Below are 21,827 nucleotides of genomic sequence, written 5' to 3'. Positions count from 1 at the left end.
AACTCCGGGAGATGTTGCATTATAGGCGGAGCGGAGTTCCAGGCAGGTTATGGGAAGGGCTCGATGCATGGAGGCATGCAACTGGATCGTCATTCACCAACAACCACCGCTTACATGCTCTTAGAATATGGGCAACTATTTGAGCAACCTAGTCATCCCACACAACATATGCGAAAGCTACAAATTCGATTCTGGCTGATTGTCCTAGCGTGGTTCTTATATGGGCAGATGATTGCCGGTGGGCTCTCTGCAGGCTATCTCAACAATATTGGGGTTTATGCTTGGGAGGCTTTTGGGCAATACATTCCCTCGATAGCACGACTACATGAGTCTTATGAAATATTGCCAAGACTTCATTCTTCGCTAATGTTGATGTCCATGCCTTTCTTATTCATCGCGCTTCTTCTCACCGATGTTGAAGGCTCTGTTGAAGGCGTTCGAAAGAAGGGCACAGAGGTGCCCGCAACCATCTTCATAATTCTCATGGGCAGTATGGTCTTCGTTGCAGGTTTCGGTGCTCGACGCTTCAACGGCAGCTTTTTCACCTTCTCAATTGGTGCATCTTTCCTGACTGCAGTCTCAGCATATTGCTTCCGTGCTGCTTACTGCATCGTGTTTCAGTCACCGCACAGACCAAGCCATCAAGAATCACCAGGGCGACCAGGGCAATAGGGATCTCCTATGAGAAAAGCTCTTCTCGAATACCTCGGGGCACTAAGCGCCATCGGTGGCATAACGCTATTGCTGTTTTCCTTTGTCCGACGCAAGGATATTCGGGACTTTCTGTGGTCATTTCTACTGCATGGAAAAATCTCACAGGATTGGGATGCTGCTGTGCTCCTGGCGCTCGGGGGATGCTTAACCGCCTTTGCTGTCTATTCGGGAGTATTGGGACCCCACCGTGATGGCAGAAAAAGTTGAATCGCCATCACCAGAAGCCATCAACCCAAAACCAGAGATCACGTCCCGCAAAACGTCTGAAACGTCCGCATGAATTCCCGGGGTGCCGGTTCGGCTAGGTCGGCGTAGCGGGGCTGTTCCCGGTAGGGCTCGGCCAGGGCGCCGAGCAAATGGTGGAAGGGTGCGAGATCGCCCTGCTCGGCGGCATCGAGGGCTGCTTCCACCTGGTGGTTGCGGGGAATGAGCCAGGGGTTGTGCCGGGCCATGGCGGCGGCCCGGGCGGCCCCGGCCACGCGGGCGTTGTCCCCCTCCCCGTCGGCGGCGGTGCACTGCCGGCGCCAGCGTTGCAGCCAGGCGGCGAGGGCGGCGCCATCGGCGAACAGCGTTCTTAGCCGCTCCTCCCGGCCTTCGGCCGCTTCTCCCAGATAACGCCAGGCCAGGGTGAAATCCACGGACTGGGCCTGCAGCAGGGCCAGCCAGTCGCCGCCCAGGGCCTCGGCCTCAGCCCCGCCATCGGGCAGGCCCAGCTTGGCTTTCAAAGCGGCCAGCCAATGCTCTTGGTAGCGGGCGGGGAAGGCTTCGATGATGGCCGTGGCCCGCGCCACGGCCCGTTCCATATCGGCATCGATGAGGGGCAACAGAGTCTCGGCGAAGCGGGCCAGGTTCCAGGCGGCGATCTCCGGCTGCCGGCCGTAGGCATAGCGACCCTGGCGGTCGATGGAGCTGAACACGGCCCCCGGGTCGTAGGCCTCCATGAAGGCGCAGGGGCCGTAGTCGATGGTTTCGCCGGCGAGACTCATGTTGTCCGTGTTCATGACGCCGTGGATGAAGCCCACCGCCATCCACCGGGCCACCAGGGCGGCCTGGCGCTCGGCCACGGCCCGCAGCAATTCCAGATACCCATTCTCCGCCCCGACCAGTTCCGGGTAATGGCGGGCGATGGTGTAGTCGGCCAGTTGCCGCACCTGGGCCGGGCCGGCGTGGGCGGCGAAGAACTGGAAGGTGCCGACCCGCAGATGGCTGTCCGCCACCCGGGTGAGGACGGCGCCGGGCAGGGGACGCTGCCGCCGCACCGGCTCGCCGGTGGCCACCACGGCCAAGGCCCGGGTGCTGGGAATGCCCAGGGCGTGCATGGCTTCGCCGGTCAGCACCTCCCGCAGCATGGGGCCCACGGCGGCCTTGCCGTCGCCGCTGCGGGAGAAGGGGGTTCGACCCGAGCCCTTGAAGGCGATGTCGCGGCGCCGGCCCTGGCCGTCGATCACCTCCCCCAGCAAAAGGGCCCGGCCATCGCCCAGCTGGGGCGAGAACTGGCCGAACTGGTGGCCGGCGTAGGCCTGGGCGATGGGGCTGGCGCCCTCCGGCAGGGCGTTGCCGGAGAACAGGGCGGCCAGCTGATCCGGCGTGGCCTCCGCCAGGGGCAGGCCCAGTTCCCGGGCCAGGCCGGGGTTGAAGTGCAGCAGCCGGGGGGCCGGAACGGTGGCAGGCTGCCAGGGCACGGCGAAGCCGGGCAGGTCCCGGGCGTAGCTGTTATCGAAGGGGAAGGTGAAGGCGGGGGCGGTAGGGGCGGACATGCCTGAGTAGAACGGTGCCCGGCGGGAAAGTTCGCCCGGCCGCACCATAAAAAAAGGGGCGCAGCCCGCACCGGCCGCGCCCCTGCCAAGGGAGGAGACGTTTTAGAAGAAGCCCAACGCCTTGGGGCTGTAGCTCACCAGCAGGTTCTTGGTCTGCTGGTAGTGGTCCAGCATCATCTTGTGGGTCTCGCGGCCAATGCCCGATTCCTTGTAGCCGCCGAAGGTGGCGTGGGCCGGGTAGGCGTGGTAGCAGTTGGTCCACACCCGGCCGGCCTTGATGCCGCGGCCCATGCGGTAGGCGGTGTTGCCATCCCGGCTCCACACCCCGGCGCCAAGGCCGTAGGGGGTGTCGTTGGCGATTTCCAGGGCTTCGGCTTCGGTCTTGAAGGTGGTCACGGCCAGCACCGGGCCGAAGATTTCCTCCTGGAAGATGCGCATCTTGTTGTGGCCCTTGAACAGGGTCGGCTGGATGTAATAGCCCTCGGCCAGTTCGCCGCCGAGGCGGGCCCGATCGCCGCCCACCAGGCATTGGGCGCCCTCTTCCTTGCCGATGGCCAGGTAGGACATGATCTTGTCCATCTGCATCTGGGAGGCCTGAGCGCCCATCATGGAGTCGGTGTCCAGGGGACTGCCCTGCTTGATGGCCTTGACCCGGGCCAGCACCCGTTCCATGAAGTGGTCGTAGATGGATTCGTGGATCAGGGCCCGGCTGGGGCAGGTGCACACTTCGCCCTGGTTGAAGGCGAACAGCACCAGGCCTTCGATGGCCTTGTCGAAGAAGTCGTCGTCGGCGGCGGCCACGTCGGCGAAGAAGATGTTGGGGGACTTGCCGCCCAGTTCCAGGGTGGCGGGAATGAGGCTGTTGGCGGCAGCCTGGGCGATGACCCGGCCGGTGGCGGTGGAGCCGGTGAAGGCGATCTTGGCGATGCGCTTGCTGGAAGCCAGGGCCATGCCGGCGTCGCGGCCGTAGCCATTGACGATGTTGAGCACACCGGGGGGCAGCAGGTCGGCGATCAGCTCGGCCAGCACCAGGATGCTGATGGGGGTGGATTCGGCGGGCTTCAAGACCACGCAGTTACCGGCGCCCAGGGCCGGGGCCAGCTTCCAGGCGGCCATCAGGATAGGGAAGTTCCACGGGATGATCTGGCCCACCACGCCCAGGGGTTCGTGGAAGTGGTAGGCGATGGTGTTTTCGTCGATCTCGCTGATGGAGCCTTCCTGGGAGCGCAGACAGCCGGCGAAGTAGCGGAAGTGGTCGGCGGCCAGGGGAATGTCGGCGTTGAGGGTTTCGCGGATGGCCTTGCCGTTGTCCACCGTCTCCACGTAAGCCAGCATTTCCAGGTTGGCCTCGATGCGGTCGGCGATCTTCAGCAGGATGTTGGAGCGTTCGGTGGCGGAGGTCTTGCCCCACTTGTCGGCGGCGGCGTGGGCGGCGTCCAGGGCCAGCTCGATGTCCTCGGCGCCGGATTGGGCGGCCTGGGTGTAGGGCTTGCCGGTGATGGGGGTGATGACGTCGAAGTACTGGCCCTTGACCGGGGCCACCCACTTGCCGCCGATGAAGTTGTCGTAGCGGGCCTTGTACTGGTGTTTGGCGCCGGCGCTGCCGGGGGTCGCGTAAAGCATGGTGTCTCCTTCCGTTTTTATGGGGATAGAACAAGGCTCCAGAAAGGGAGCCCGGCTTCTCCTTATCAAGGGCCGTGCCAGCGCCGCCACCCAATCCCAAGCCATTGATTCCTAAGGCACCACCCCCTGCCGCCGGCGGCGACCGCCGCCCCGTGGCACGTCCCGTCCCGGCACAGCTGTACCAAAATGACACACCCGGCCGGACACTTCCGGGGAAAGCATTGCACCGGGGAAACAGAGGGCTATACTCGCCGGACCACACCATCCGACCCGTCAGAGGCCGGAGCGAAGGAGACATTGATGAACCATCCGCACCCGCGGGCTGGCGCTCCCTTGCTGCGCCAGGCCCGACGCCTGTTTCTCGAGCAGGGCGAGCTTCCCCCCGGCCTGGTGGACGAGCGCCTGCTGCGCTCCTGGCACCGCAGCCGCGGCGCCGGCCTGGAGCCGGTGGGCCGCAACCCGGAAACGCCGCGCCTCTCCGAACAGCACCTGCGCCAGGCCCTGGAGCGCCACCAGGAATTCGTCGCCCACGCCGAGCCGGTCATGGAATACCTCTACGCCCAGGTCCAGGCCTCCCACAGCATGGTGGTGCTGGCCGACAACCGGGGCCTGCTGGTGCATGCCCTGGGGGACCCGGACTTCCTCGGCAAGGCCGAGCGGGTGGCCCTGGCCCCCGGCGCCTCCTGGCACGAACAGCACCGGGGCACCAACGCCATCGGCACCGCCCTGGCCGAAGGCGCCGCGGTGGAAATCCACGGCGCCGAGCACTTCCTCGAACGCAACACCTTCCTCACCTGCGCCGCCGCCCCCATCCTTGATCCGTCCGGCAAGCTCCTCGGCGCCCTGGACATTTCCGGCGACCACCGCAGCCACCACCCCCACACCCAGGGCCTGGTGCGCACCGCCGCCCAAATGATCGAAAACCGGCTGCTGCTCTCCCGCCACCGCCGCCACATCCGCCTGCACCTGCATCCCCGGGCCGAAGGCATCGGCACCGTGGCCGAAGGGGTGCTGGCCCTCTCGGAAGACGGCTGGATCGTCGGCGCCAACCGGGCCGCCCTGGCCATGCTCGGCCTGCAGCCGGCGGACCTGGGGGCGACGCCCCTGGAGCGGGTGCTGGACAGCCGCAGCGAGGACCTGCTCGACTGGGGCCGGCGCCAGGGCCAGCAGGCCCTGCTGGTGAACACCCGGCGCGGCGGCAGGCTGTTCCTGCAGATCCACGCCGGCAAGGCGCCCATCCCCGTCGGCACTGCCGCGGCGAGCACCCCGCCCCAGGACGCCCTGGCCGCGCTGGATACAGGCGATGCCCGGCTGAAAGCGGCCCTGGACAAGGCCCGCAAGGTGGCAGGCAAACCCATTCCCCTCCTGCTCCACGGCGAATCCGGGGTCGGCAAGGAACTGCTGGCCCAGGCCATCCACCGCAGCAGCCCCCGCCGGGAAGGCCCCTTCGTCGCCGTGAACTGCGCCGCCCTGCCGGAAAACCTGATCGAGGCCGAACTCTTCGGCTACGCCCCCGGCGCCTTCAGCGGCGCCCGCAAGGAAGGCAGCCCCGGCCGCCTGCGCGAAGCCCACGGCGGCACCCTGTTCCTGGACGAGATCGGCGACATGCCCCTCAACCTGCAGAGCCGCCTGCTGCGGGTGCTGCAGGAACGCCAGGTGACGCCCCTGGGCAGCGGCAAGCCGGTGGCGGTGGATTTCGCCCTGGTCTGCGCCACCCACCGGCCCCTGCGCCAGGAGGTGGAAGCGGGCCGCTTCCGCGCCGACCTGTATTACCGCCTCAACGGCCTCACCCTGACCCTGCCGGCCCTGCGCGAGCGCAGCGACTTCTCCGCCCTGGTGGCGCGGCTGCTGGCGGAAATGGCCCCCGGGCGGAGCCTGGCCCTGGCTCCGGCGGTGGCCAGGGCCTTCGCCGACTACGCCTGGCCGGGCAACCTGCGCCAGCTGGCCAACGCCCTGCGCACCGCCACCGCCCTGCTCGAGGCAGACGAGGAATGCATCGACTGGCCCCACCTGCCGGACGACCTGGCGGAGGAACTGCAGCAGCGCCCCCTCGCCGCCGACGCCGCCGCGACGATGGCGGAGCCGGCGCCGGACCGGCTGCAGGAAGTCTCCCGCCTGGCCATCCAGCGGGCCGTGGCCGCGGCCCGGGGCAATCTGTCGGAAGCGGCCCGGCGCCTGGGCATCAGCCGCAATACCCTGTACCGCAAGCTGAAGGCCGGCGCCGCGGGGGAAGTTTCGTAGACGCCCAGGACGGCCGGCCTGACACCCAATAAGGACGGGCCTGTGCGGCATGGCATGCCGGACAGGCCCGTTTTCATTGGCTCCCGGGGCAGGCCCCGGTGCGGGGATCAGCGCGGACGGATTTCCTGGCGGGCGGAGAGTTCGCCCTTTTCCAGATGCATGATGGCGTGGGCCGATTCCGCCGCCCGCTGGTCGTGGGTGACCATGACGATGGTTTTGCCCAGCTCGTCGTTGAGGCGCTGCAGGAGGTGCAGGATGTCGCCGGCCGACTCCCGGTCCAGGTCGCCGGTGGGTTCGTCGGCCACGATCAGGGTGGGGTCGGTGATGAGGGCCCGGGCGATGGCCACCCGCTGCTGCTGGCCGCCGGAAAGCTCGTTGGGTGTGTGGTCCATGCGGTCCGCCAGGCCCACCATGGAAAGGGCCAGTTCGGCCCGCTCCCGCCGCTCGGCCTTGCCGAGGTTTTTCAGCAACAGGGGCAGTTCCACGTTTTCCAGGGCGGTCAGCACCGGCATCAGGTTGTAGAACTGGAAGATGAAGCCCACGTTTTCCGCCCGCCAGGCCGCCAGCTCGGCCTCTTCCAGGGCGGCGATGTCCTGGCCGGCGACGCTGAGGGTGCCGGAGTCGGGCCGGTCGATGCCGGCGATGAGGTTGAGCAGGGTGCTCTTGCCGGAACCGGACGGCCCCATCAGGGCCAGGAACTCGCCGGCGGCGATGTTGAAGCTGATGCGCTCCAGCACCGGCACCACCTGCTGGCCCCGGCGGTAGCTCTTGGAAAGGTTGTCGAGGACGATCAGGGGCGCCGCGGGGGTGCCGCTGCCAGTGTCACCTGTCCCGGCACCCAGTCCGGCTTGATGGCCGACAGCGTTCAGCACGCTGCCCGCGGCGGCGCTTCCGTCCACCGCGCCGCTCACTTGCTCACCACCTTGACCCGGTCCCCGTCCCCCAGGCGCTCGCCGGGACGGGCCACCACCTTGGCTCCCGGCTGCAACGCCGGGTTAGCGCTCACTTCCAGCAGATCGTTGATCTGGCGGCCAACCGTCACCGCCACCCGCTTCGCCTTGCCATCCTCGATAAGGAACAGGGACTTGCCGTCGGCCGCCAGGGCATCCTTGTGCACCGCCACCAGGGGCTGGCGCTCGCCGTCGCCCATGGGCTTTTCCAGGAAGGCCACCTTGGCGCTCATTTCCGGCAGGATGCGCTCATCCCGGTCCACGAAGCGCACCTTGGTCATGACCGTGGCCTTGGAGCGGTCCACCGTCGGCACCAGGCGGCTCACCTCGCCGCGGAAGCGCAACTCGGGAAAGGCGTCGAGCTGGATTTCGCAGGGCTGGCCCACCTTGATCCTGGCCAGGTTGGATTCGGCCACGTCGGCTTCCACCTCCAGGCTGTCCATGTCGGCCATGGTCACCACCGCGCCCTTGCTTTCCAGGGCCGAGGAGAAGGGGGTGATGACGTCGCCGATGTTGGCGGTCTTGGTCAGCACCACGCCGTCAAAGGGGGCGCGGATGAGGGTCTGCTCCACCCCCACCTGGGCCGCCCGCAGATTGGCCTGGGCCACCGCCACGGCGGCGGCGGCCTTGTCGAAGCGGGCCTGGGCCGTATCCAGGGAGGAGCCGGAGACGAACTTCTTCTGGGCCAGGTCCTTGGCCCGCTCCAGGGCGGCCCGGGCATCCTTCAGTTCGGCCTGGGCCGACAGCACGCCGGCGCCGGCCTGGTCGGCCTGGGCCTGCACGTCCTTGTTCTCCAGCCGGGCCAGCACCTCGCCGGCCTTGACCCGGCTGCCTTCCAGCACCCCCAGCCATTCCAGGCGGCCGGTGGCCTTGGAGGCGACGGAGGCCTTGCGGCTGGCCACCACGTAGCCGGCCGCATTGAGCAGGGTGACGCCCTGGTAGGGATAGGCGGTGGTGACGGAGACCGTCTCCACCTCGGTCTCGCGCCGGGAGAGGGAGGCCAGCAGCAGGCCGCCCAGCACGAGGACAGCGGCGCCGATGAGCCAGGTGCGGCGGCGGGAGCGGGGCGCGGCCGGGGCGGCAGGCCCCCGTTTGAGGCTGAGGCGGGAGAGATCGGGCTTGGACATGGCAGTGGGGGGAGTCGGGATTCCGGGCTGTCGGCAGAGGCGCAATGATGGGCCGATTATAGCCGTCCCCGGCCCGTCCCCTGCCGGGAATGGGGACCGCCGCCGTATCGGGCGCCGGCAGCGGCTAATCCCCATAAATGACGGGGACTTCCCGGGCTTGTCAGCGTGGGCCTCTAATGCGACCATGGAGCCCATTTTTCCATTCGAGGAGTGCCGTTCGTGACCACCAGCAATCTGAACATCGACGCCTTGCTGTCCTATGTGCCCATGTTCAATGGCCTGGCCCCGGACGAAATTGCCCGCATTGCCCGCGGTACCCGGGAAATCCACGCGGCCCGCGGCGACATCCTGTTCCACAAGGGCGATCCCTGCCAGGGCCTGCACCTGGTGGTCTACGGCCAGGTCAAGCTGGCCTTCACCTCTGCCCAGGGCGGCGAGAAGGTGGTGGAAATCCTCGGCCAGGGCCAGACCTTCGGCGAAGCCCTGATGTTCATGGACAAGCCCTACATCGTCTACGCCCAGGCCCTCACCGACTCCCAGCTGCTGCACATCTCCAAGGCCGTGCTGTTCGAGGAACTGGAACGGGACCCCAAGCTGGGCCGCAAGATGATCGCCGGCCTCTCCATGCGCCTGCACCAGATCATCACCGACGTGGAATCCTATTCCCTGCACTCCGGCCGCCAGCGCATCATCGGCTACCTGCTGCGGGACCTGCCGGACGAGGAACACCTGCCCAAGGAAACCACGGTGAACCTGCCCACCAACAAGGGCATCATCGCCTCCCGCCTCAACCTGACCCAGGAACACTTCTCCCGCATCCTGCACGAACTCTCCGAGCGGGGCCTGATCAAGGTGGAAGGCCGCAAGATCCACATCCCCGACGTGGAAAAGCTGCGCACCTTCGACCTCTAGGCATTCCGGGGCCGCCGGCGCGGCGCCCGCAGTCCGCGAAAAAGCCCCTCTGCCGGGGCTTTTTTGTTGCTGCCAACAGGCCCGGCGGGAAAGCCGCCGCTGTCATATTGGGATAAATCGCCGGGTGTAGAATCCCCGCTATGGCCCTCGAAACCGAACTCAAGCTGCGCCTGCCCCCCGGCGGCGCCGCCCGCCTCCTGCGGCATCCGCTCCTGGCCGGCAGCGCCCCCCAGCGCCAGCGGCTGCTCAACACCTATTACGACACCCCCGACCTGGAACTGCTCGGCCAGCGCATGGCCCTGCGCCACCGGCGCAAGGGCTGGGACTGGCTGCTGACGGTGAAGACCGCCAACCCGGCCAGCGGCGGCCTGGCCCGGCGCAACGAGTGGGAAGCCAAGGTGGCACCCGGCCAGTTCGATTTTTCCCACGTGGACGATGGGGACCTGCGGCGCTGGCTGGAAAAGCGCACGCCCCGCCTGGAAGCCGCCTTCACCACCGACTTCACCCGCCTCGCCTGGATCGTCGAACCGGCACCCGGCACCCGCATCGAGATCGCCCTGGACCGGGGCACCATCCAGAGCAAGGGTCAGCGGGAGCCCCTGGGGGAACTGGAACTGGAGCTCCTGGCCGGCCCCGAGACCGCCCTCTTCGCCCTGGCCCGGGAACTGTCCACCGCCCTTGGCGAACGCCAGGCCCTGCACCCGGTGGCGGCGAGCAAGGCGGAGCGGGGCTACGCCCTGTTCACCGGCCGCCGCAGCCCGCCCCAGAAAGCCCGCCCGGCCCCCCTGGAAACGAACCTGACGCCCCTGGCCGCCTGCCGCAGCGCCGCCCTGGACTGCCTGCAGCACCTGCAGGCCAACGAGGCCGGCGCCCAGCGCGGCGACAGCCCGGAATACGTGCACCAGGTGCGGGTCGCCATCCGCCGCCTGCGTTCCCTGCTCAAGCTGTTCGCCCCGGTGCTGCCGGAAGCCTTCCGGCAACGCTGGACCGGCCCCTGGCGCGACCTGGGCCGGGGCCTGGGAGAAGCCCGCAACTGGGACGTGTTCCTCAGCGAAACCCTGCCTCCCCTGAACGCCGCATTCCCCGGCGCTGCCGAGCTGACCCGCCTGGAACGGCACGCCAACAGCCGCTCCCAGGCCGCCCACCTCGCGGTGCGCCGCCTGCTGGGCTCGCCGGCCTACTCCCGCCTGCTGCTGGAATTCAGTGCCGACCTCTTCGCCCTCGGGGAAGAGCCGGCCGGCCAGCGCCCCCTGGCCGATTTCGCCGCCCGGCGCCTCGACCGCCGCGCCCGCCAGGCCAGCCGTCTGGCCCGCAACCTGGCGGAGCTGGACCACGCCGGCCGCCACCGCCTGCGCATCGCCTTCAAGAAGCTGCGTTACGCCATCGAGTTCCTCGCTCCCGCCGGCGGCAACGGCGCCCCCTACGCCCAATCCCTGGCCCGCCTGCAGGAACACCTGGGGCGCCTCAACGACCTGGCCACCGCCCGGGAGCTGCTGGCTCCCACCCTGCCGGCCCGGCCCGGCCTGGTCATGGGCTGGCTCGGCGGCCGCAGCGACCTGCTGCTGGAAGAACTGCCGGCTTTCCTCGAGGATTTCCTGGCCCAGACGGCGCCCTGGGAAAAATCCCCCGGCAAGCGCAACAAGACTGCAAAGCGGAGCGGCTAGGATGGCGCCTTTGTCCCCGGAGACCGCCATGGACCTGATCCTCTGGCGCCACGCCGAAGCCGAGGTCGGCAGCGACGACCTGGCCCGCCGCCTCACCGTCCGCGGCGCCAAGCAGGCCCGGCAGATGGCCGCCTGGCTCAAGCCCCGCCTGCCCAAGCACACCCGCATCCTGGTCAGCCCGGCGGTGCGCACCCAGCAAACCGCCGACGCCCTGGAACTGCCCTACGAAACCAGCCGCAAGCTGGCGCCCGATGCCAGCGTCTACGACCTGCTCTCGGCCGCCGGCTGGCCCGACAGCCGGCAGACCATCCTCATCGTCGGCCACCAGCCCACCCTGGGCCAACTGGCCGCCCTGCTCCTCTCCGGCCAGGAAGCGCCGTGGACGGTCAAAAAGGGCGCCGTATGGTGGTTCTCCAACCGGGTCCGGGCCGGGGAGACCCAAACGTTGTTGCGCTGCTGCCTGGGCCCCGACATTTTGGCTAGCGGCAGTTGAAATTCGCTTAGTTAGGCAAGAAGCGACAGCGTGCTCTGATACACGCCGCCACCCATAAAAAAAGCCCGCCGAAGCGGGCTTTTTCATCACAAAACCTGGGATTAGCTGCAACCCTTCGGCTTCATATCAGTGGGCAGGGCGCTGGCGTCGCAGGACCAGGCACCACCGGCAGCCCGGGCCAGCTTGATAGCCAGACCATTGACCTTGGTCGGGGCATTCTTCAGGGCGCAGGAGATGCCGGTGTTGTCCACGGTGTAGGTACAGTGGCCGCTCTTGGAAGTGTCAAGCCCGATGGTAGCTTCGGTCGGGGTGCCGCCATCGTTGGCGATCATTTCATAGGCGGTACGGACGGCAGAAATTTCTGCCAGACCGGCGGCGATCTTACCCTTGGCCTGGTAGTCGGAGTAAGCCGGCAGAGCAACTGCGGCCAGGATACCGATGATAGCAACCACCACCATCAGTTCGATCAGGGTGAAACCTTGCTGAACCTTGTTCATGACAATCTCCTATTGGAAGAAGGATATATGGGAGTCTCTGAATATCCGGAACTCCTCAATCAAGTATGAGCAAGTAGGATGCCAGCTTGCTTTTCCTTGATTTCACCGGGGCTACGCCGCAAAAACTGACGTTTTTTGTCACAACACATCCCTATCGCGGCACTTTCTGACTAGGCGACGTCAAGCTGGCTCTTGTCCATAAAACGCTCGGCATAGCGCAGAAACACCCGCTGCTTCAGGAAAACGTCGAGCAAATCCCCGTCCACATGTCCGTTGTCGCGGAATTTCCGCATGATGGCGAGGGCCTGGGACAGCTTCATGCCTTCCTTGTACGGCCGGTCCCGGGCGGTGAGGGCTTCGAAGATGTCGGCGATGCCCATGATCCGGGCCTGGACGCTCATCTGTTCACGGGTCAGGCCCCGGGGATAGCCCTTGCCGTCCATGCGTTCGTGGTGGCCGCCGGCGTATTCCGGCACGTTTTTCAGGTGCTTGGGCCAGGGCAGGGATTCCAGCATGCGGATGGTGGCGACGATGTGGTGGTTGATGATCTCTCGCTCGGCCTCGGTCAGGGTACCGGCCCGAATGGTCAGGTTTTCCACTTCGTCCGCGCTGAGGAAATCGTTTTCCTTGCCCTGCGCATCCTGCCAGCGGTAGCGGCGGGCGATCTGCCGCACCCGCTCTTGGTCTTCCGGCTGCATGGCTTCGCCGCCCACATTGCAGCGCTGCAGGAAACGCTGGTCTTCCTCCATCTGGGCCAGACTCGCCTCCAGCTCCTGGCGCGCCTGGCTTTCCCCACGGCCGCCGGCAATGGCTTGCCACATGCGGATCTGGGCATCGCGGCGGATCACCTCGAAGCGGGTATCCAGCAGATGGATGCGGTCGAAGATGGTCTGCAGCTTGGTCGCCTTGTCCACCACGTGCACCGGCGTCGTCACCTTGCCGCAATCGTGCAGCAGACCGGCCATTTTCAGCTCGTAGCGGTCCTTGTCGGACATGCTGAAGTCGGCCAGGGGGCCTTCCGTGGTGGCATTCACCGCCTCGGCCAGCATCATGGTCAGCTCCGGCACCCGCTGGCAGTGGCCGCCGGTGTAGGGGGATTTTTCGTCGATGGCGGTGTTGATGAGCTGGATGAAGGACTCGAACAGTTCTTCCAGCTGGGAAATGAGCTGCCGGTTGGTCAGGGCGATGGCCGCCTGGGAGGCCAGGGATTCGGCCAGGCGCTGGTCCGCATAGGAGAAGGCCCGCACTTCACCGCTGACGGGATCCTGGGCGTTGATCAGCTGCAAGACGCCGATCACCTCGTTCTCATGGTTCTTCATGGGCACCGTGAGAAAGGACTGGGAGCGGTAGCCGGTGCGGGCGTCGAAGGCCCGGGTGCCGGAGAAATCGAAGCCCTCCGCCGTGTAGGCGTCGGCGATGTTGACCGTCTGCAGATTGAGGGCGCTGTAGGCGGCCACCATGGAATTGTTGGGCTCGCCGCTTTCGGTGTACAGCGGCAGGTCGGGGAACTTGGAAGAGAGGGGCTGGCCGCTGCTGCCGCCAAAGGCGATGGCCAGGGAGTCGGTGCGGACAATCTCGAAGCGCAGATGGCGCCCGTCCTCGGTCATGCGGTAGAGGGTGCCGCCGTCCGCGTGGGTGATCTGCTTGGCCGCCAGCAGGATGCGCTCCAGCAGGCGATCCAGGTTGCGCTCGTGGGAGAGGGCCGCCCCGATCTCGTTGAGTTGCTCCAGGCGCCGGAAAAGATCGTCCAGGGTATCCATGCCCTACCTCCTATTTGATGCAGACCGCGTGTACCTGCTTCATGTCGGTAATGCCCTGCAGCACCTTGTCGATGCCGTCCATCTTCAGGGTACGCATGCCGTCGTTGAGGGCGCAGGCCACCAGCTCGGCCACCCGGGCATGTTCCTGGATCAGTTTCTTGACGCCGTCGGTCCCGGCCATCAGCTCGTGCAGGCCGACCCGGCCCTTGTAGCCGGTGTCGTTGCAGACGGGGCAGCCCTTTGGACGATACAGGGTGAACTGGCCATCCTTGGCGTAGCGGCTGTTCCAGTCCCGGTAAACGGCTTCATAGGAGCCTTTGGGGTCCTTCTTCCAGCTGTCGGTGTTGGTCAGCTCCTCGCAGTACTCGGTCAGCAGCCGCTTCATGTCCTCCGGCGAGGGCTGGTAGGCCTCCTTGCACTCCTTGCACAGGCGCTTGGCCAGGCGCTGAGCCAGGATGCCGAGCAGGGCGTCGGCGAAATTGAAGGGGTCCATGCCCATGTCCAGCAGGCGGATCACCGATTCGGGGGCGCTGTTGGTATGCAGGGTGGCGAACACCAGGTGGCCGGTGAGGGAGGCCTCGATGCCGATGCCGGTGGTTTCCGCATCCCGCATTTCGCCCACCATGATCACATCCGGATCGGCCCGCAGGAAGGAGCGCATGACCGTGGCGAAATCCAGGCCGGCCTTCTTGTTGATCTGCACCTGGCGCAGGCCCTTCTGGGTGATTTCCACCGGGTCTTCCGCAGTCCAGATCTTGGTGTCCGGCGTATTGATGTGGCCCAGGATGGAATGCAGGGTGGTGGTCTTGCCCGAGCCGGTGGGGCCGCAGACGAAGAAGAGGCCGTAGGGCTTGCTGATGATGCTCTTCAGGGTCTCGTGGTTGTGGGGCGTCAGGCCCAGGCTGTCCAGGGGAATGGGCTCGCCGGCGGCCAGGATGCGCATCACCACGTCTTCCATGCCGCCGGCGGTGGGGATGGTGGCCACCCGCAGCTCGATATCCAGGGGGCCGTATTTCTTGAACTTGATCTTGCCGTCCTGGGGCTTGCGCTTCTCCGAGATATCCAGATCGCACATGATTTTCAGGCGGGCAATGAGGGCATTGCGGTAGGAGGCGGGAATCTCGATGTAGGGCACCAGGGAGCCGTCCTTGCGGAAGCGGATCAGGGTCTTTTCCTTGCCCGGCCGGGGTTCGATGTGGATGTCGGAAGCCCCTTGCTGGGAAGCCTCGATGATGATCTTGTTCACCAGCTTGACCAGCTCGTTCTCGGCGGCGGCAGAAACGTCGTCGCCGACAACGTCGCCTGCCTCGTCGTCACCATCCCCCAGGTCGGAGAGCAGGTCGCCCACCGAGGCCACGTCCGCCAGGGCACCGAAGAAATGGTCCAGCACCTGGAGGAATTCCCGGTTAGTGGTGACCCGGTAGACCACCTTGCTCTTGGGGAAGATGTTGTTCACCACCCGGGAGTTGCGCACCCGCTCCGGGTCCGTCGCCACCACCACCACGCCTTCCCGGGTTTCCTCCACCGGCACCCATTGCTGGGATTCGAGATAGTCGCGCTTGAGGTTGCGCAGCAGGTCGATGGGCTTGACCCGCTCGCTGCGGTAGGGCTCGTAGGGGTCGCCGAAGTACTTGGCCAGTGCCTGGCCGATGGCCGCCGGCTTGACCTGGAATTCCTTGACCAGGACCTCCTCCAGATCGAGCCCCTTGCGCCGGGCCGAGCGCTGGGCCAGGTCCAGTTCGGCGGCGGAGATGACGGCATCGCTGACCAGGCCGTCGTACTTGGAGCGCACCCCCGGCACCGCCTTCTGCCGCTGGGCGAAGGCGATGGCCAGGGTCTGGGCCAGGCCCTGGACGCCCTCCTCCGCCACGGCGGCAAAGGGCACATCGTCCCGGTTATTGATGATCTGCACCACCCCCAGCAAAGCCCCCTCCCCGTCGCTGATGGGCGCCACCAGCATCTGCTTGGTGCGATAGCCGGTGCGCTTGTCCACCTCCTGCAGGAAGTTCATCTTGGGGGAATAGGCCTTCAGCTCCACGTCGTCGTAGACGTCCCGGATATTGGCCATTTTCTGGGTCATGGCCACGTAGCCGGCCACGCTCTGCTCGGTGATGGGCAGCTTCAGGTCCTTGAAGGAATTGAGGCCGGTCTTCACCTTGGAGACGATGCTGCTACGGTCTTCGCTGACGGTGTAGATGGTCAGCCGGTCTGCATTGAAGAGATTGCAGATGTCCTGGGACAGCTCCAGCATGATCTCGTCAATATTGCTGGTGGCGTGGATCTTGTTGGTGACCGCCTGCAGGTTCTTGAAAAAGAGCAGGCGGCTATTGACGTCGCCCTGGGCGCTGCTGTCGGGGGTGGGATGTGCTGCGTTCATTATTGTTCCTTCGTTTCGGCCAGGGGGCCCCAGAGCCCGCCTTCCAGCCACCAGGCCTGATAGCCCTGCTGCGTCAGGAGAAAGGCGACGGCCGAGCTGCGGCGTCCGCTTTGACAATAGACCACGTATTCCCGGTTCGGATCGAGGCTGCCGAAGGCGCCGCGCACCTCGTTCACCGGCAGGTTGATGGCCCCGGGCAGGCCGTCGAAACGGAACTCCGCCGGATAGCGCACATCCACCCAGACGGCGCCCCGGGCCACCCGATCCTGGGCCTCGTCGCGGGACAGCCCCTTGAGCAGGGGCGCCCGCAACAAAGCATCGAAATCCTCCTTGCCCAGCTTCAGCAGGACGCCCTTGCTCTTCATGGTGACGCTGGCGTTGCGCCGGGCATTGGCCACCAGGGCCTCCTCGCCGAAAGCCTGGCCGGCCCCCAATTGGGCCAGGACGACCTCCTTGTTGCCGAGGCGGCGGGTCACCTCGCAGCTGCCGGACTCGATCAGGTAGTAGGCATCACCCACGTCCCCTTCCCGGATCAGTACTTCTCCGGCCGGCACCCGCAGGCGGCGGAAGCGTTGCAGCAGGACATCGATGTGGGCCGGCGGCAGCTGGCCCAGGGCGCTGGCGGTGAGCACCTGGACATTGAAGGCGCCGGACATCTGCCGCCAGTCGGTGGTCTCCTCCGGGGCGGCAGGGGCGACGGCCGGGGCTTTCTGCACGCCGGCGTTGGCCGCCAGCTGTTCCCAGGTAAGCAGGATGTCCAGCAACTGCCCATCAACGCCCAGCAGTTCAACGTTCCCCACCGCCAGCAGCGCCTGGGGCCGGGGCTCCTGCAGGCCCAGGGGCCAGGCAGCCGCCTCGCTGCCGGCCTGCAGCACGGCGCTGCTGCCGTCGGCAAACGACAGCCGCAGTTCGCCCTGCAGCAGGTAGAGGGAAAGCCCGGCCTCCAGGCGCTGGCGCGGCAGCGCCTGGCCCGGGGTCAGGCTTTCCAGGCGGCAGTAGGCGGCCAGTTCAGCCAGCCGCTCTCCCGACAGATTGCCCAGGGGCGAAAGGCGCGCCAGGGCTTCCACGCTCACCTTGGCCATGACGCGCTCACAGTTCGAAGACCTGGTTGTTCTGCAGCATGCGAGGCTTGAAGCCGGCCACGCCTTCCTCGATCTCCTGCATGGTCTGCTCGATCTGGCCGGGCTTCAGGTGGGTGATGAAAACCTCGGCCGGTCGCGCCAGCTTGGCCAGTTCCTCCGCCAGCAGGCTTGGACAGAGGTGCTTGGAGGCGATGGCCAGGGCCCGCTCCTTGTTGGAGAAGGCCGTCTCGATGATGAGGTAGCGCAGGTTGGCAACCTCGTTCACCCGGGGCCAGAAGCTGTCGTTGCTGGTGGTGTCGCCGCTGAAGGCCAGGCTGTTGCTGCCCGAATCCAGCAGATAGCCCACTGCCGGCACCGTGTGTTCCGCCGGCAGGGCGGTGATGCTGCGGCCGCAGCCCAGATCTACCCGCTGCCCCAGCTCCATGGCCTGGAACTGCAGGCAGGGGGCTTCCCGGCTCGGGATTTCGCTGAAGTCGGGCCATACCAGCCAGTTGAAGACATGCTGGCGCAGGATGGCAAGGGTGGCCTCGCTGGCGTGCACCGTCACCGGCCGGCCGATGCGCATGTCCATGACGGTGTCGATCAGCAGGGGTAGGGAGGCGATGTGGTCGAGATGGGAATGGGTGAGGAAGATGTGGTCGATCGCCCCCAGCTCCGCCAGGGAAAGGTCCGCCACGCCGGTTCCCGCATCCACCAGCACATCGTGATCCACCAGCATGGAGGTGGTCCGCAAATGCCGGCCGCCGATGCCGCCGCTACAACCGAGAATCCTGATTTTCATGATTTTCCGGCCGCTACTTGGTTTCGAAAGTGGTGACGCCGTCCCAGCCGTCGCCCGGAGCTTGCTGCCGCAGATGGGCAACGCGCTCGCCGTAAAGCTGATAGAGCCGGCAGTCGCCGTTGAGGCGCACCAGGTTCATCAGCTGCAGCTCGGCCTGGTCCCATTCCTGGGCACGATAACAGCGCAGGGCCTGCTGCCACAGTTTCAGTTCATCCAGCACGGCCTGGGGCACGCTGCCCGCCAGGCCCAGGGGTTCGTAAATGGCCACCGGCTCATCCTTGCCCTTCACCCGGACCCGGTCAAGCTCGCGGAAGACACCGTCCCGCACCGCCGCCCGGGTGGCCTCGCCGACAATGATGCCGACGCCGTACTGCTTGGTCAGGCCCTCCAGGCGGGAGCCCAGGTTCACCGCATCGCCCATCACCGTGTAGGCCTGGCGCAGGGGCGAGCCCATGTCGCCGACGGTCATGAGGCCGGTATTGATGCCGATGCCGATCTGCAGGGCCGGCCAGCCCCGGGCGGCGAAGGGGGCGTCGAGACGGCGCAGCTCCACCTGCATCTCCAAGGCCGCCAGCAGGGCGTGACGGGCATGGTCGGGGTCGGCCACCGGCGCCCCCCAGAAGGCCATGATGGCATCGCCGATGTATTTGTCCAGGGTGCCCCGGTGGTGCCGGATCACCGTGGTCATGGCGCCCAGGTATTCGTTGATCAGATGGGCCAGGTCCTTGGGGTCCAGACCTTCCGAGATGCTGGTGAAGCCGCGGATGTCGGAGAACAGCACGGTCAGCTCGGCGTTGCGGCCTTCCATGCTGTAGCGCTCCGGGTCCCGGGCCATTTCGTCCACCAGCTCCGGCGGCACGTACTGGCCGAAGAGCTGGGTCAGCTGGCGCTTGCTGTGGGATTCGACGAAATAGCCCCAGGACATGTTCATGGCGTAGAGGGCCAGGATCAGGAGCAGCACGCCGGCCACCGGCAGGGCCAGGCCGGACTGCCACAACGCGAGGTTGAGGCCCACCACCCCGGCCAGCACCGCCCCGGTGAGCAGGGTGGCCCGGGACGGAGACAGGGACGGCAGCAGCAGGGACAGCAGCAGGCCCACCAGCAGCACCTGGACCACGTCGAATCCCAGGGCGTAGGGCGGCTTGTGCTTGAGGCTGCCGTCGAGCATGCCGGCAATCAGGTTGGCGTGGATTTCCACCCCCGGATAGGCCTCGCCCACCGGGGTCGCCCGCAAATCCATGAGGCCGGGCGCGGTGGTGCCCACCAGCACCACCTTCCCCTGCAGGCTGGCCGGCGCCACCCGCCCCTGCAGCACGTCCGCCGCCGACAGGTAGACGAAGCTGCCCTGGCCGCCCCGGTAGGGCACCAGGGTGGCCACGTTCTCGTCCACGGGAATGCGCAGCGCCCCCCGGGGGGTCGGCAGGTCCAGCCATTCCAGGCCGGCATAGCCGGAACCGCCGCCCCCTTCGGCGTAGCCCGGCCGCACCGGCACATTGCCCAGCAGCAGGCGCACCATGGCCAGGGAGAGGGATTCGTAGTACTGGCCGCCGTGCTCCACCAGCATGGGTACCCGGCGGGAAATGCCGTCAAAATCCACCAGGGGATTGAAGTGGCCGCCGGCCGGGGCCGCCGCCTGGAAGGCCGGCAGGTTGCCGCCGTAGCCGCGCCAGGAGGTGAACAGGATGTTGCGCCCCTGGAAGGTGCCGGCCGGCAGCACCGCCGGCGGCAGCGCCCCCTGGGGAATGCCGTTGGACATGTAGAAGCCCAGCACCACCGGCCGCCCCTTGAGGGTGGCAGCGAACTGGCCGTCGTAATCAAGACTGCCGCGCAGGGAGGAGAGGGAGGCAAGGAAAGCTGCGTCGCCCTTCAGGCTGGTGGCGCCCATGCGCTCCAGTACCCGCAGGCCGGAGCTTTCATCCGGTTCGGCAAAGACCACGTCGAAGCCGACCAGCTGCACGCCGTAGTGGTCCGTCAGCTGCTGCACCAGCCGGCTCACCTTGTCCCGGCTCCAGGGCCAGCGCCCCACTTCGGCCAGGCTCTTCTCGTCGATATCGACCACCACCACCCGGCTGTCCTGGCCGCCGGGCTGGGTCAGGCGCAGGCGGGCGTCGTAGGTGATGGCATCCAGATGGGACAGCAGGGGATGCTGGTAGAGGCGGATGGAATGCCCCAGGGTGAGCAGCACCAGCGCCAGGCCGAGGGCGATTCTGACAAGGTTCTTTTTCAATGTGCCCCCGGCTGGCCGTGCGGCGCCGCTGCGTCCGCGCCCCTCAGTTCTTCAGGAAGAATTCCATCTTCACCCCGGCGATCTCGACCACATCGTGGTCCGCCAGGGGATGGGCCTGGGCGTCCAGGGTCTTGCCGTTGACCACAGGGAACTGGCCGCCTTCCACATGGGTGATGAAATAACCATGGGGCCGCCGGGTGATGACGGCCACCTGCACGCCGGGCTTGCCCAGGGTGGTGAGGGTCTTCACCAGTTCCAGTTCCTTGCCCGCATTGGCGCCGTTGAGTATCTGCACCACCCCCAGCAGGGGCGCCGCGGCGGCGGCAGGGGCAGCCGGCGGCGGCGACGGGATGCGCACGTCGCCGAAGTTGGCATGGGTGGCCTCGCCCACGGCGGAGGCGGCGGGCGCCTCCTGGGGCTGGATGCAGCCGGGACGCAGCACCATGGTCTTCTCGAAGTCGGTCTCCCCCTCACGGGCGGCGGGCAGGTCGCTGATGAACTTGAGCTTGTACTTGCCCAGTTCCACCACGTCGCCGTTCTGCAGGAAGTGCTTCTTGATTGGCTGGCCGTTCACCAGGGTGCCGTTGGTGCTGTTCAGGTCCTCGAGAAAGGAATCGTTGAGGATGGTCACCAGGGCCGCGTGTTCCCCGCTGATGGCCAGATTGTCGATCTGGATATCGTTGTGGGGCTTGCGGCCGATGGTCATCCGCTCCTTGGTGAGCGGGATTTCCTTCAGGACCAGTCCGTCCATGGAGAGAATCAGCTTTGCCATAGTGCAATTCCTTAGCGAAAAATCATTTCAACCAGGCCAGGAAGCGGGACCACCAGCCGCGGGGGGCGGCGAAGTCGCGCAGGACCTTGACCAGGATCACGGACACGTTGTCGCGGCCGCCGTTGTCGTTGGCCATCTGGATCAGCTGGGTGGCGGCCAGCTCCAGGTTGGCGGAAAGGGTCTGCAGGGTGAGGCCGATTTCCTCGTCCTCCACCATGTCGTTGAGACCGTCGGAACAGAGCAGGAAGATGTCGCCCGGCAGCACCGGGTAGGAGCGGATCTCCGGCTCCACCTCCGGGTCCACGCCGAGGGCCCGGGTCACCAGGTTCTTGTTCATGGACAGCCGGGCCTGTTCCGGCGTCAGCATGCCGCTGTCGAGCTGCTCCTGCAGCAGGGAATGGTCCCGGGTGACCCGCACGAATTCCTCGCCGCGCAGGCGGTAGAGGCGGGAGTCGCCGATGTGGGCGACGGTCACCACGTTGTCGGCGAACAGGGCCAGCACCAGGGTCGTGCCCATGCCCGCGTACTGGGGCTGGCTCTGGGCGGCGTGGTAGATGGCCGAATTGGCGGTGGCGATACGCTCCCGCAGCAGGGCGTTGGCGTAGGGCTCGCCGTCGGGCTCCACCTCCCAGGCGCCTTTCAGGATCAGGCCTTCCTCGATCTCGCCCGAGAGCAGGGTGGTGGCCATGCCGCTGGCCACCTCGCCGGCGTTGTAGCCGCCCATGCCGTCGGCCAGGATGGCCAGGCCCAGGTGGGGATTGGCGAAGACCGCATCCTCGTTGTGGCCCCGAACCATGCCCGGATCGGTCTTGACGGCGATTTCCAGGGCCTCGCTCAGACTCTTATGCAC

The 21,827-nt window shown here is 66.7% G+C and carries 17 protein-coding genes; 5 read left to right on the top strand and 12 right to left on the bottom strand.

Annotated features, from left to right (window positions below; genetic code table 11):
- The first annotated feature begins 75 nt into the window (after window positions 1–75).
- Entirely contained in the window at window positions 76–672 is a 597-nt protein-coding gene (locus AC3QLZ_RS14365) for a hypothetical protein (RefSeq protein WP_157870596.1), read from the top strand.
- A gap of 287 nt (window positions 673–959) precedes the next feature.
- On the opposite strand, the gene AC3QLZ_RS14360 is transcribed toward AC3QLZ_RS14365, so the two are convergent.
- Together AC3QLZ_RS14360 and adh are read right to left on the bottom strand one after the other, a co-directional pair.
- Window positions 960–2,471 (bottom strand): protein adenylyltransferase SelO, encoded by a 1,512-nt coding sequence (locus AC3QLZ_RS14360; RefSeq protein ID WP_014236561.1) that lies wholly within the window; start codon window positions 2,469–2,471, stop codon window positions 960–962.
- Window positions 2,472–2,573: 102 nt separating this feature from the next.
- The gene (gene adh / locus AC3QLZ_RS14355) at window positions 2,574–4,094 is read right to left on the bottom strand and encodes an aldehyde dehydrogenase (RefSeq protein WP_014236560.1); all 1,521 of its coding nucleotides are present in this window, start codon (window positions 4,092–4,094) and stop codon (window positions 2,574–2,576) included.
- A gap of 300 nt (window positions 4,095–4,394) precedes the next feature.
- Here adh and AC3QLZ_RS14350 point away from each other — a divergent pair, with 300 nt between their 5' ends.
- Complete coding sequence (locus AC3QLZ_RS14350) at window positions 4,395–6,335, top strand: sigma-54-dependent Fis family transcriptional regulator (protein ID WP_014236559.1); 1,941 nt, start codon at window positions 4,395–4,397, stop codon at window positions 6,333–6,335.
- A 107-nt stretch (window positions 6,336–6,442) separates the two neighbouring features.
- On the opposite strand, the gene AC3QLZ_RS14345 is transcribed toward AC3QLZ_RS14350, so the two are convergent.
- Window positions 6,443–7,207 (bottom strand): ABC transporter ATP-binding protein, encoded by a 765-nt coding sequence (locus tag AC3QLZ_RS14345; protein WP_240190361.1) that lies wholly within the window; start codon window positions 7,205–7,207, stop codon window positions 6,443–6,445.
- A gap of 35 nt (window positions 7,208–7,242) precedes the next feature.
- A complete protein-coding gene (locus AC3QLZ_RS14340; RefSeq protein WP_014236557.1) occupies window positions 7,243–8,412 on the bottom strand; it encodes an efflux RND transporter periplasmic adaptor subunit in 1,170 nt (389 codons plus the stop codon).
- A gap of 219 nt (window positions 8,413–8,631) precedes the next feature.
- Here AC3QLZ_RS14340 and AC3QLZ_RS14335 point away from each other — a divergent pair, with 219 nt between their 5' ends.
- From AC3QLZ_RS14335 to sixA, 3 genes are all read left to right on the top strand, one after another.
- A complete protein-coding gene (locus tag AC3QLZ_RS14335; protein ID WP_014236556.1) occupies window positions 8,632–9,324 on the top strand; it encodes a Crp/Fnr family transcriptional regulator in 693 nt (230 codons plus the stop codon).
- A gap of 140 nt (window positions 9,325–9,464) precedes the next feature.
- A complete protein-coding gene (locus tag AC3QLZ_RS14330; protein WP_014236555.1) occupies window positions 9,465–10,988 on the top strand; it encodes a CYTH and CHAD domain-containing protein in 1,524 nt (507 codons plus the stop codon).
- Between the two features lie 28 nt (window positions 10,989–11,016).
- Window positions 11,017–11,481, top strand: coding sequence for a phosphohistidine phosphatase SixA (gene sixA / locus AC3QLZ_RS14325; RefSeq protein WP_043797885.1), 465 nt, complete (start codon window positions 11,017–11,019; stop codon window positions 11,479–11,481).
- 101 nt (window positions 11,482–11,582) lie between these two features.
- Here sixA and AC3QLZ_RS14320 read toward each other — a convergent pair whose 3' ends face one another.
- The 8 genes from AC3QLZ_RS14320 to AC3QLZ_RS14285 form a co-directional block, all read right to left on the bottom strand.
- The gene (locus AC3QLZ_RS14320) at window positions 11,583–11,978 is read right to left on the bottom strand and encodes a pilin (RefSeq protein WP_014236553.1); all 396 of its coding nucleotides are present in this window, start codon (window positions 11,976–11,978) and stop codon (window positions 11,583–11,585) included.
- 170 nt (window positions 11,979–12,148) lie between these two features.
- Window positions 12,149–13,738: an HD domain-containing phosphohydrolase gene (locus tag AC3QLZ_RS14315; protein ID WP_014236552.1), complete on the bottom strand. Its 1,590-nt coding sequence runs from the start codon at window positions 13,736–13,738 to the stop codon at window positions 12,149–12,151.
- A 10-nt stretch (window positions 13,739–13,748) separates the two neighbouring features.
- On the bottom strand, window positions 13,749–16,115 hold the full coding sequence (locus tag AC3QLZ_RS14310; RefSeq protein ID WP_014236551.1) for a GspE/PulE family protein: 2,367 nt from the start codon (window positions 16,113–16,115) through the stop codon (window positions 13,749–13,751).
- Complete coding sequence (locus tag AC3QLZ_RS14305) at window positions 16,115–17,197, bottom strand: cyclic nucleotide-binding domain-containing protein (protein WP_014236550.1); 1,083 nt, start codon at window positions 17,195–17,197, stop codon at window positions 16,115–16,117. The genes AC3QLZ_RS14310 and AC3QLZ_RS14305 overlap by 1 nt, the downstream gene beginning before the upstream one ends.
- 7 nt (window positions 17,198–17,204) lie before the next feature.
- On the bottom strand, window positions 17,205–17,978 hold the full coding sequence (locus AC3QLZ_RS14300) for an MBL fold metallo-hydrolase (protein ID WP_014236549.1): 774 nt from the start codon (window positions 17,976–17,978) through the stop codon (window positions 17,205–17,207).
- 13 nt (window positions 17,979–17,991) lie between these two features.
- Window positions 17,992–20,205 carry a CHASE2 domain-containing protein gene (locus AC3QLZ_RS14295; protein WP_014236548.1) on the bottom strand — a complete coding sequence of 738 codons (2,214 nt, stop codon included), beginning with the start codon at window positions 20,203–20,205 and terminating at the stop codon, window positions 17,992–17,994.
- Window positions 20,206–20,248: 43 nt separating this feature from the next.
- A complete protein-coding gene (locus AC3QLZ_RS14290; protein WP_014236547.1) occupies window positions 20,249–20,977 on the bottom strand; it encodes an FHA domain-containing protein in 729 nt (242 codons plus the stop codon).
- A 22-nt stretch (window positions 20,978–20,999) separates the two neighbouring features.
- Window positions 21,000–21,827 carry a Stp1/IreP family PP2C-type Ser/Thr phosphatase gene (locus tag AC3QLZ_RS14285; RefSeq protein ID WP_014236546.1) on the bottom strand — a complete coding sequence of 276 codons (828 nt, stop codon included), beginning with the start codon at window positions 21,825–21,827 and terminating at the stop codon, window positions 21,000–21,002.

Source organism: Azospira sp. MPR-LB4 (genome assembly GCF_058809525.1).
The sequence above is the reverse complement of the archived record's forward strand: the minus strand, read 5'-3'. Positions and strand labels throughout refer to the sequence as shown.

Coding starts and splice junctions, on each gene's coding strand:
- AC3QLZ_RS14340 (WP_014236557.1), bottom strand. CDS start 8,412: ATGTCCAAGCCCGATCTCTCCCGCCTCAGCCTCAAACGGGGGCCTGCC.
- AC3QLZ_RS14315 (WP_014236552.1), bottom strand. CDS start 13,738: ATGGATACCCTGGACGATCTTTTCCGGCGCCTGGAGCAACTCAACGAG.
- AC3QLZ_RS14305 (WP_014236550.1), bottom strand. CDS start 17,197: ATGGCCAAGGTGAGCGTGGAAGCCCTGGCGCGCCTTTCGCCCCTGGGC.
- AC3QLZ_RS14290 (WP_014236547.1), bottom strand. CDS start 20,977: ATGGCAAAGCTGATTCTCTCCATGGACGGACTGGTCCTGAAGGAAATC.
- AC3QLZ_RS14365 (WP_157870596.1), top strand. CDS start 76: ATGCAACTGGATCGTCATTCACCAACAACCACCGCTTACATGCTCTTA.
- AC3QLZ_RS14350 (WP_014236559.1), top strand. CDS start 4,395: ATGAACCATCCGCACCCGCGGGCTGGCGCTCCCTTGCTGCGCCAGGCC.
- AC3QLZ_RS14300 (WP_014236549.1), bottom strand. CDS start 17,978: ATGAAAATCAGGATTCTCGGTTGTAGCGGCGGCATCGGCGGCCGGCAT.
- AC3QLZ_RS14330 (WP_014236555.1), top strand. CDS start 9,465: ATGGCCCTCGAAACCGAACTCAAGCTGCGCCTGCCCCCCGGCGGCGCC.
- sixA (WP_043797885.1), top strand. CDS start 11,017: ATGGACCTGATCCTCTGGCGCCACGCCGAAGCCGAGGTCGGCAGCGAC.
- AC3QLZ_RS14310 (WP_014236551.1), bottom strand. CDS start 16,115: ATGAACGCAGCACATCCCACCCCCGACAGCAGCGCCCAGGGCGACGTC.
- AC3QLZ_RS14360 (WP_014236561.1), bottom strand. CDS start 2,471: ATGTCCGCCCCTACCGCCCCCGCCTTCACCTTCCCCTTCGATAACAGC.
- adh (WP_014236560.1), bottom strand. CDS start 4,094: ATGCTTTACGCGACCCCCGGCAGCGCCGGCGCCAAACACCAGTACAAG.
- AC3QLZ_RS14320 (WP_014236553.1), bottom strand. CDS start 11,978: ATGAACAAGGTTCAGCAAGGTTTCACCCTGATCGAACTGATGGTGGTG.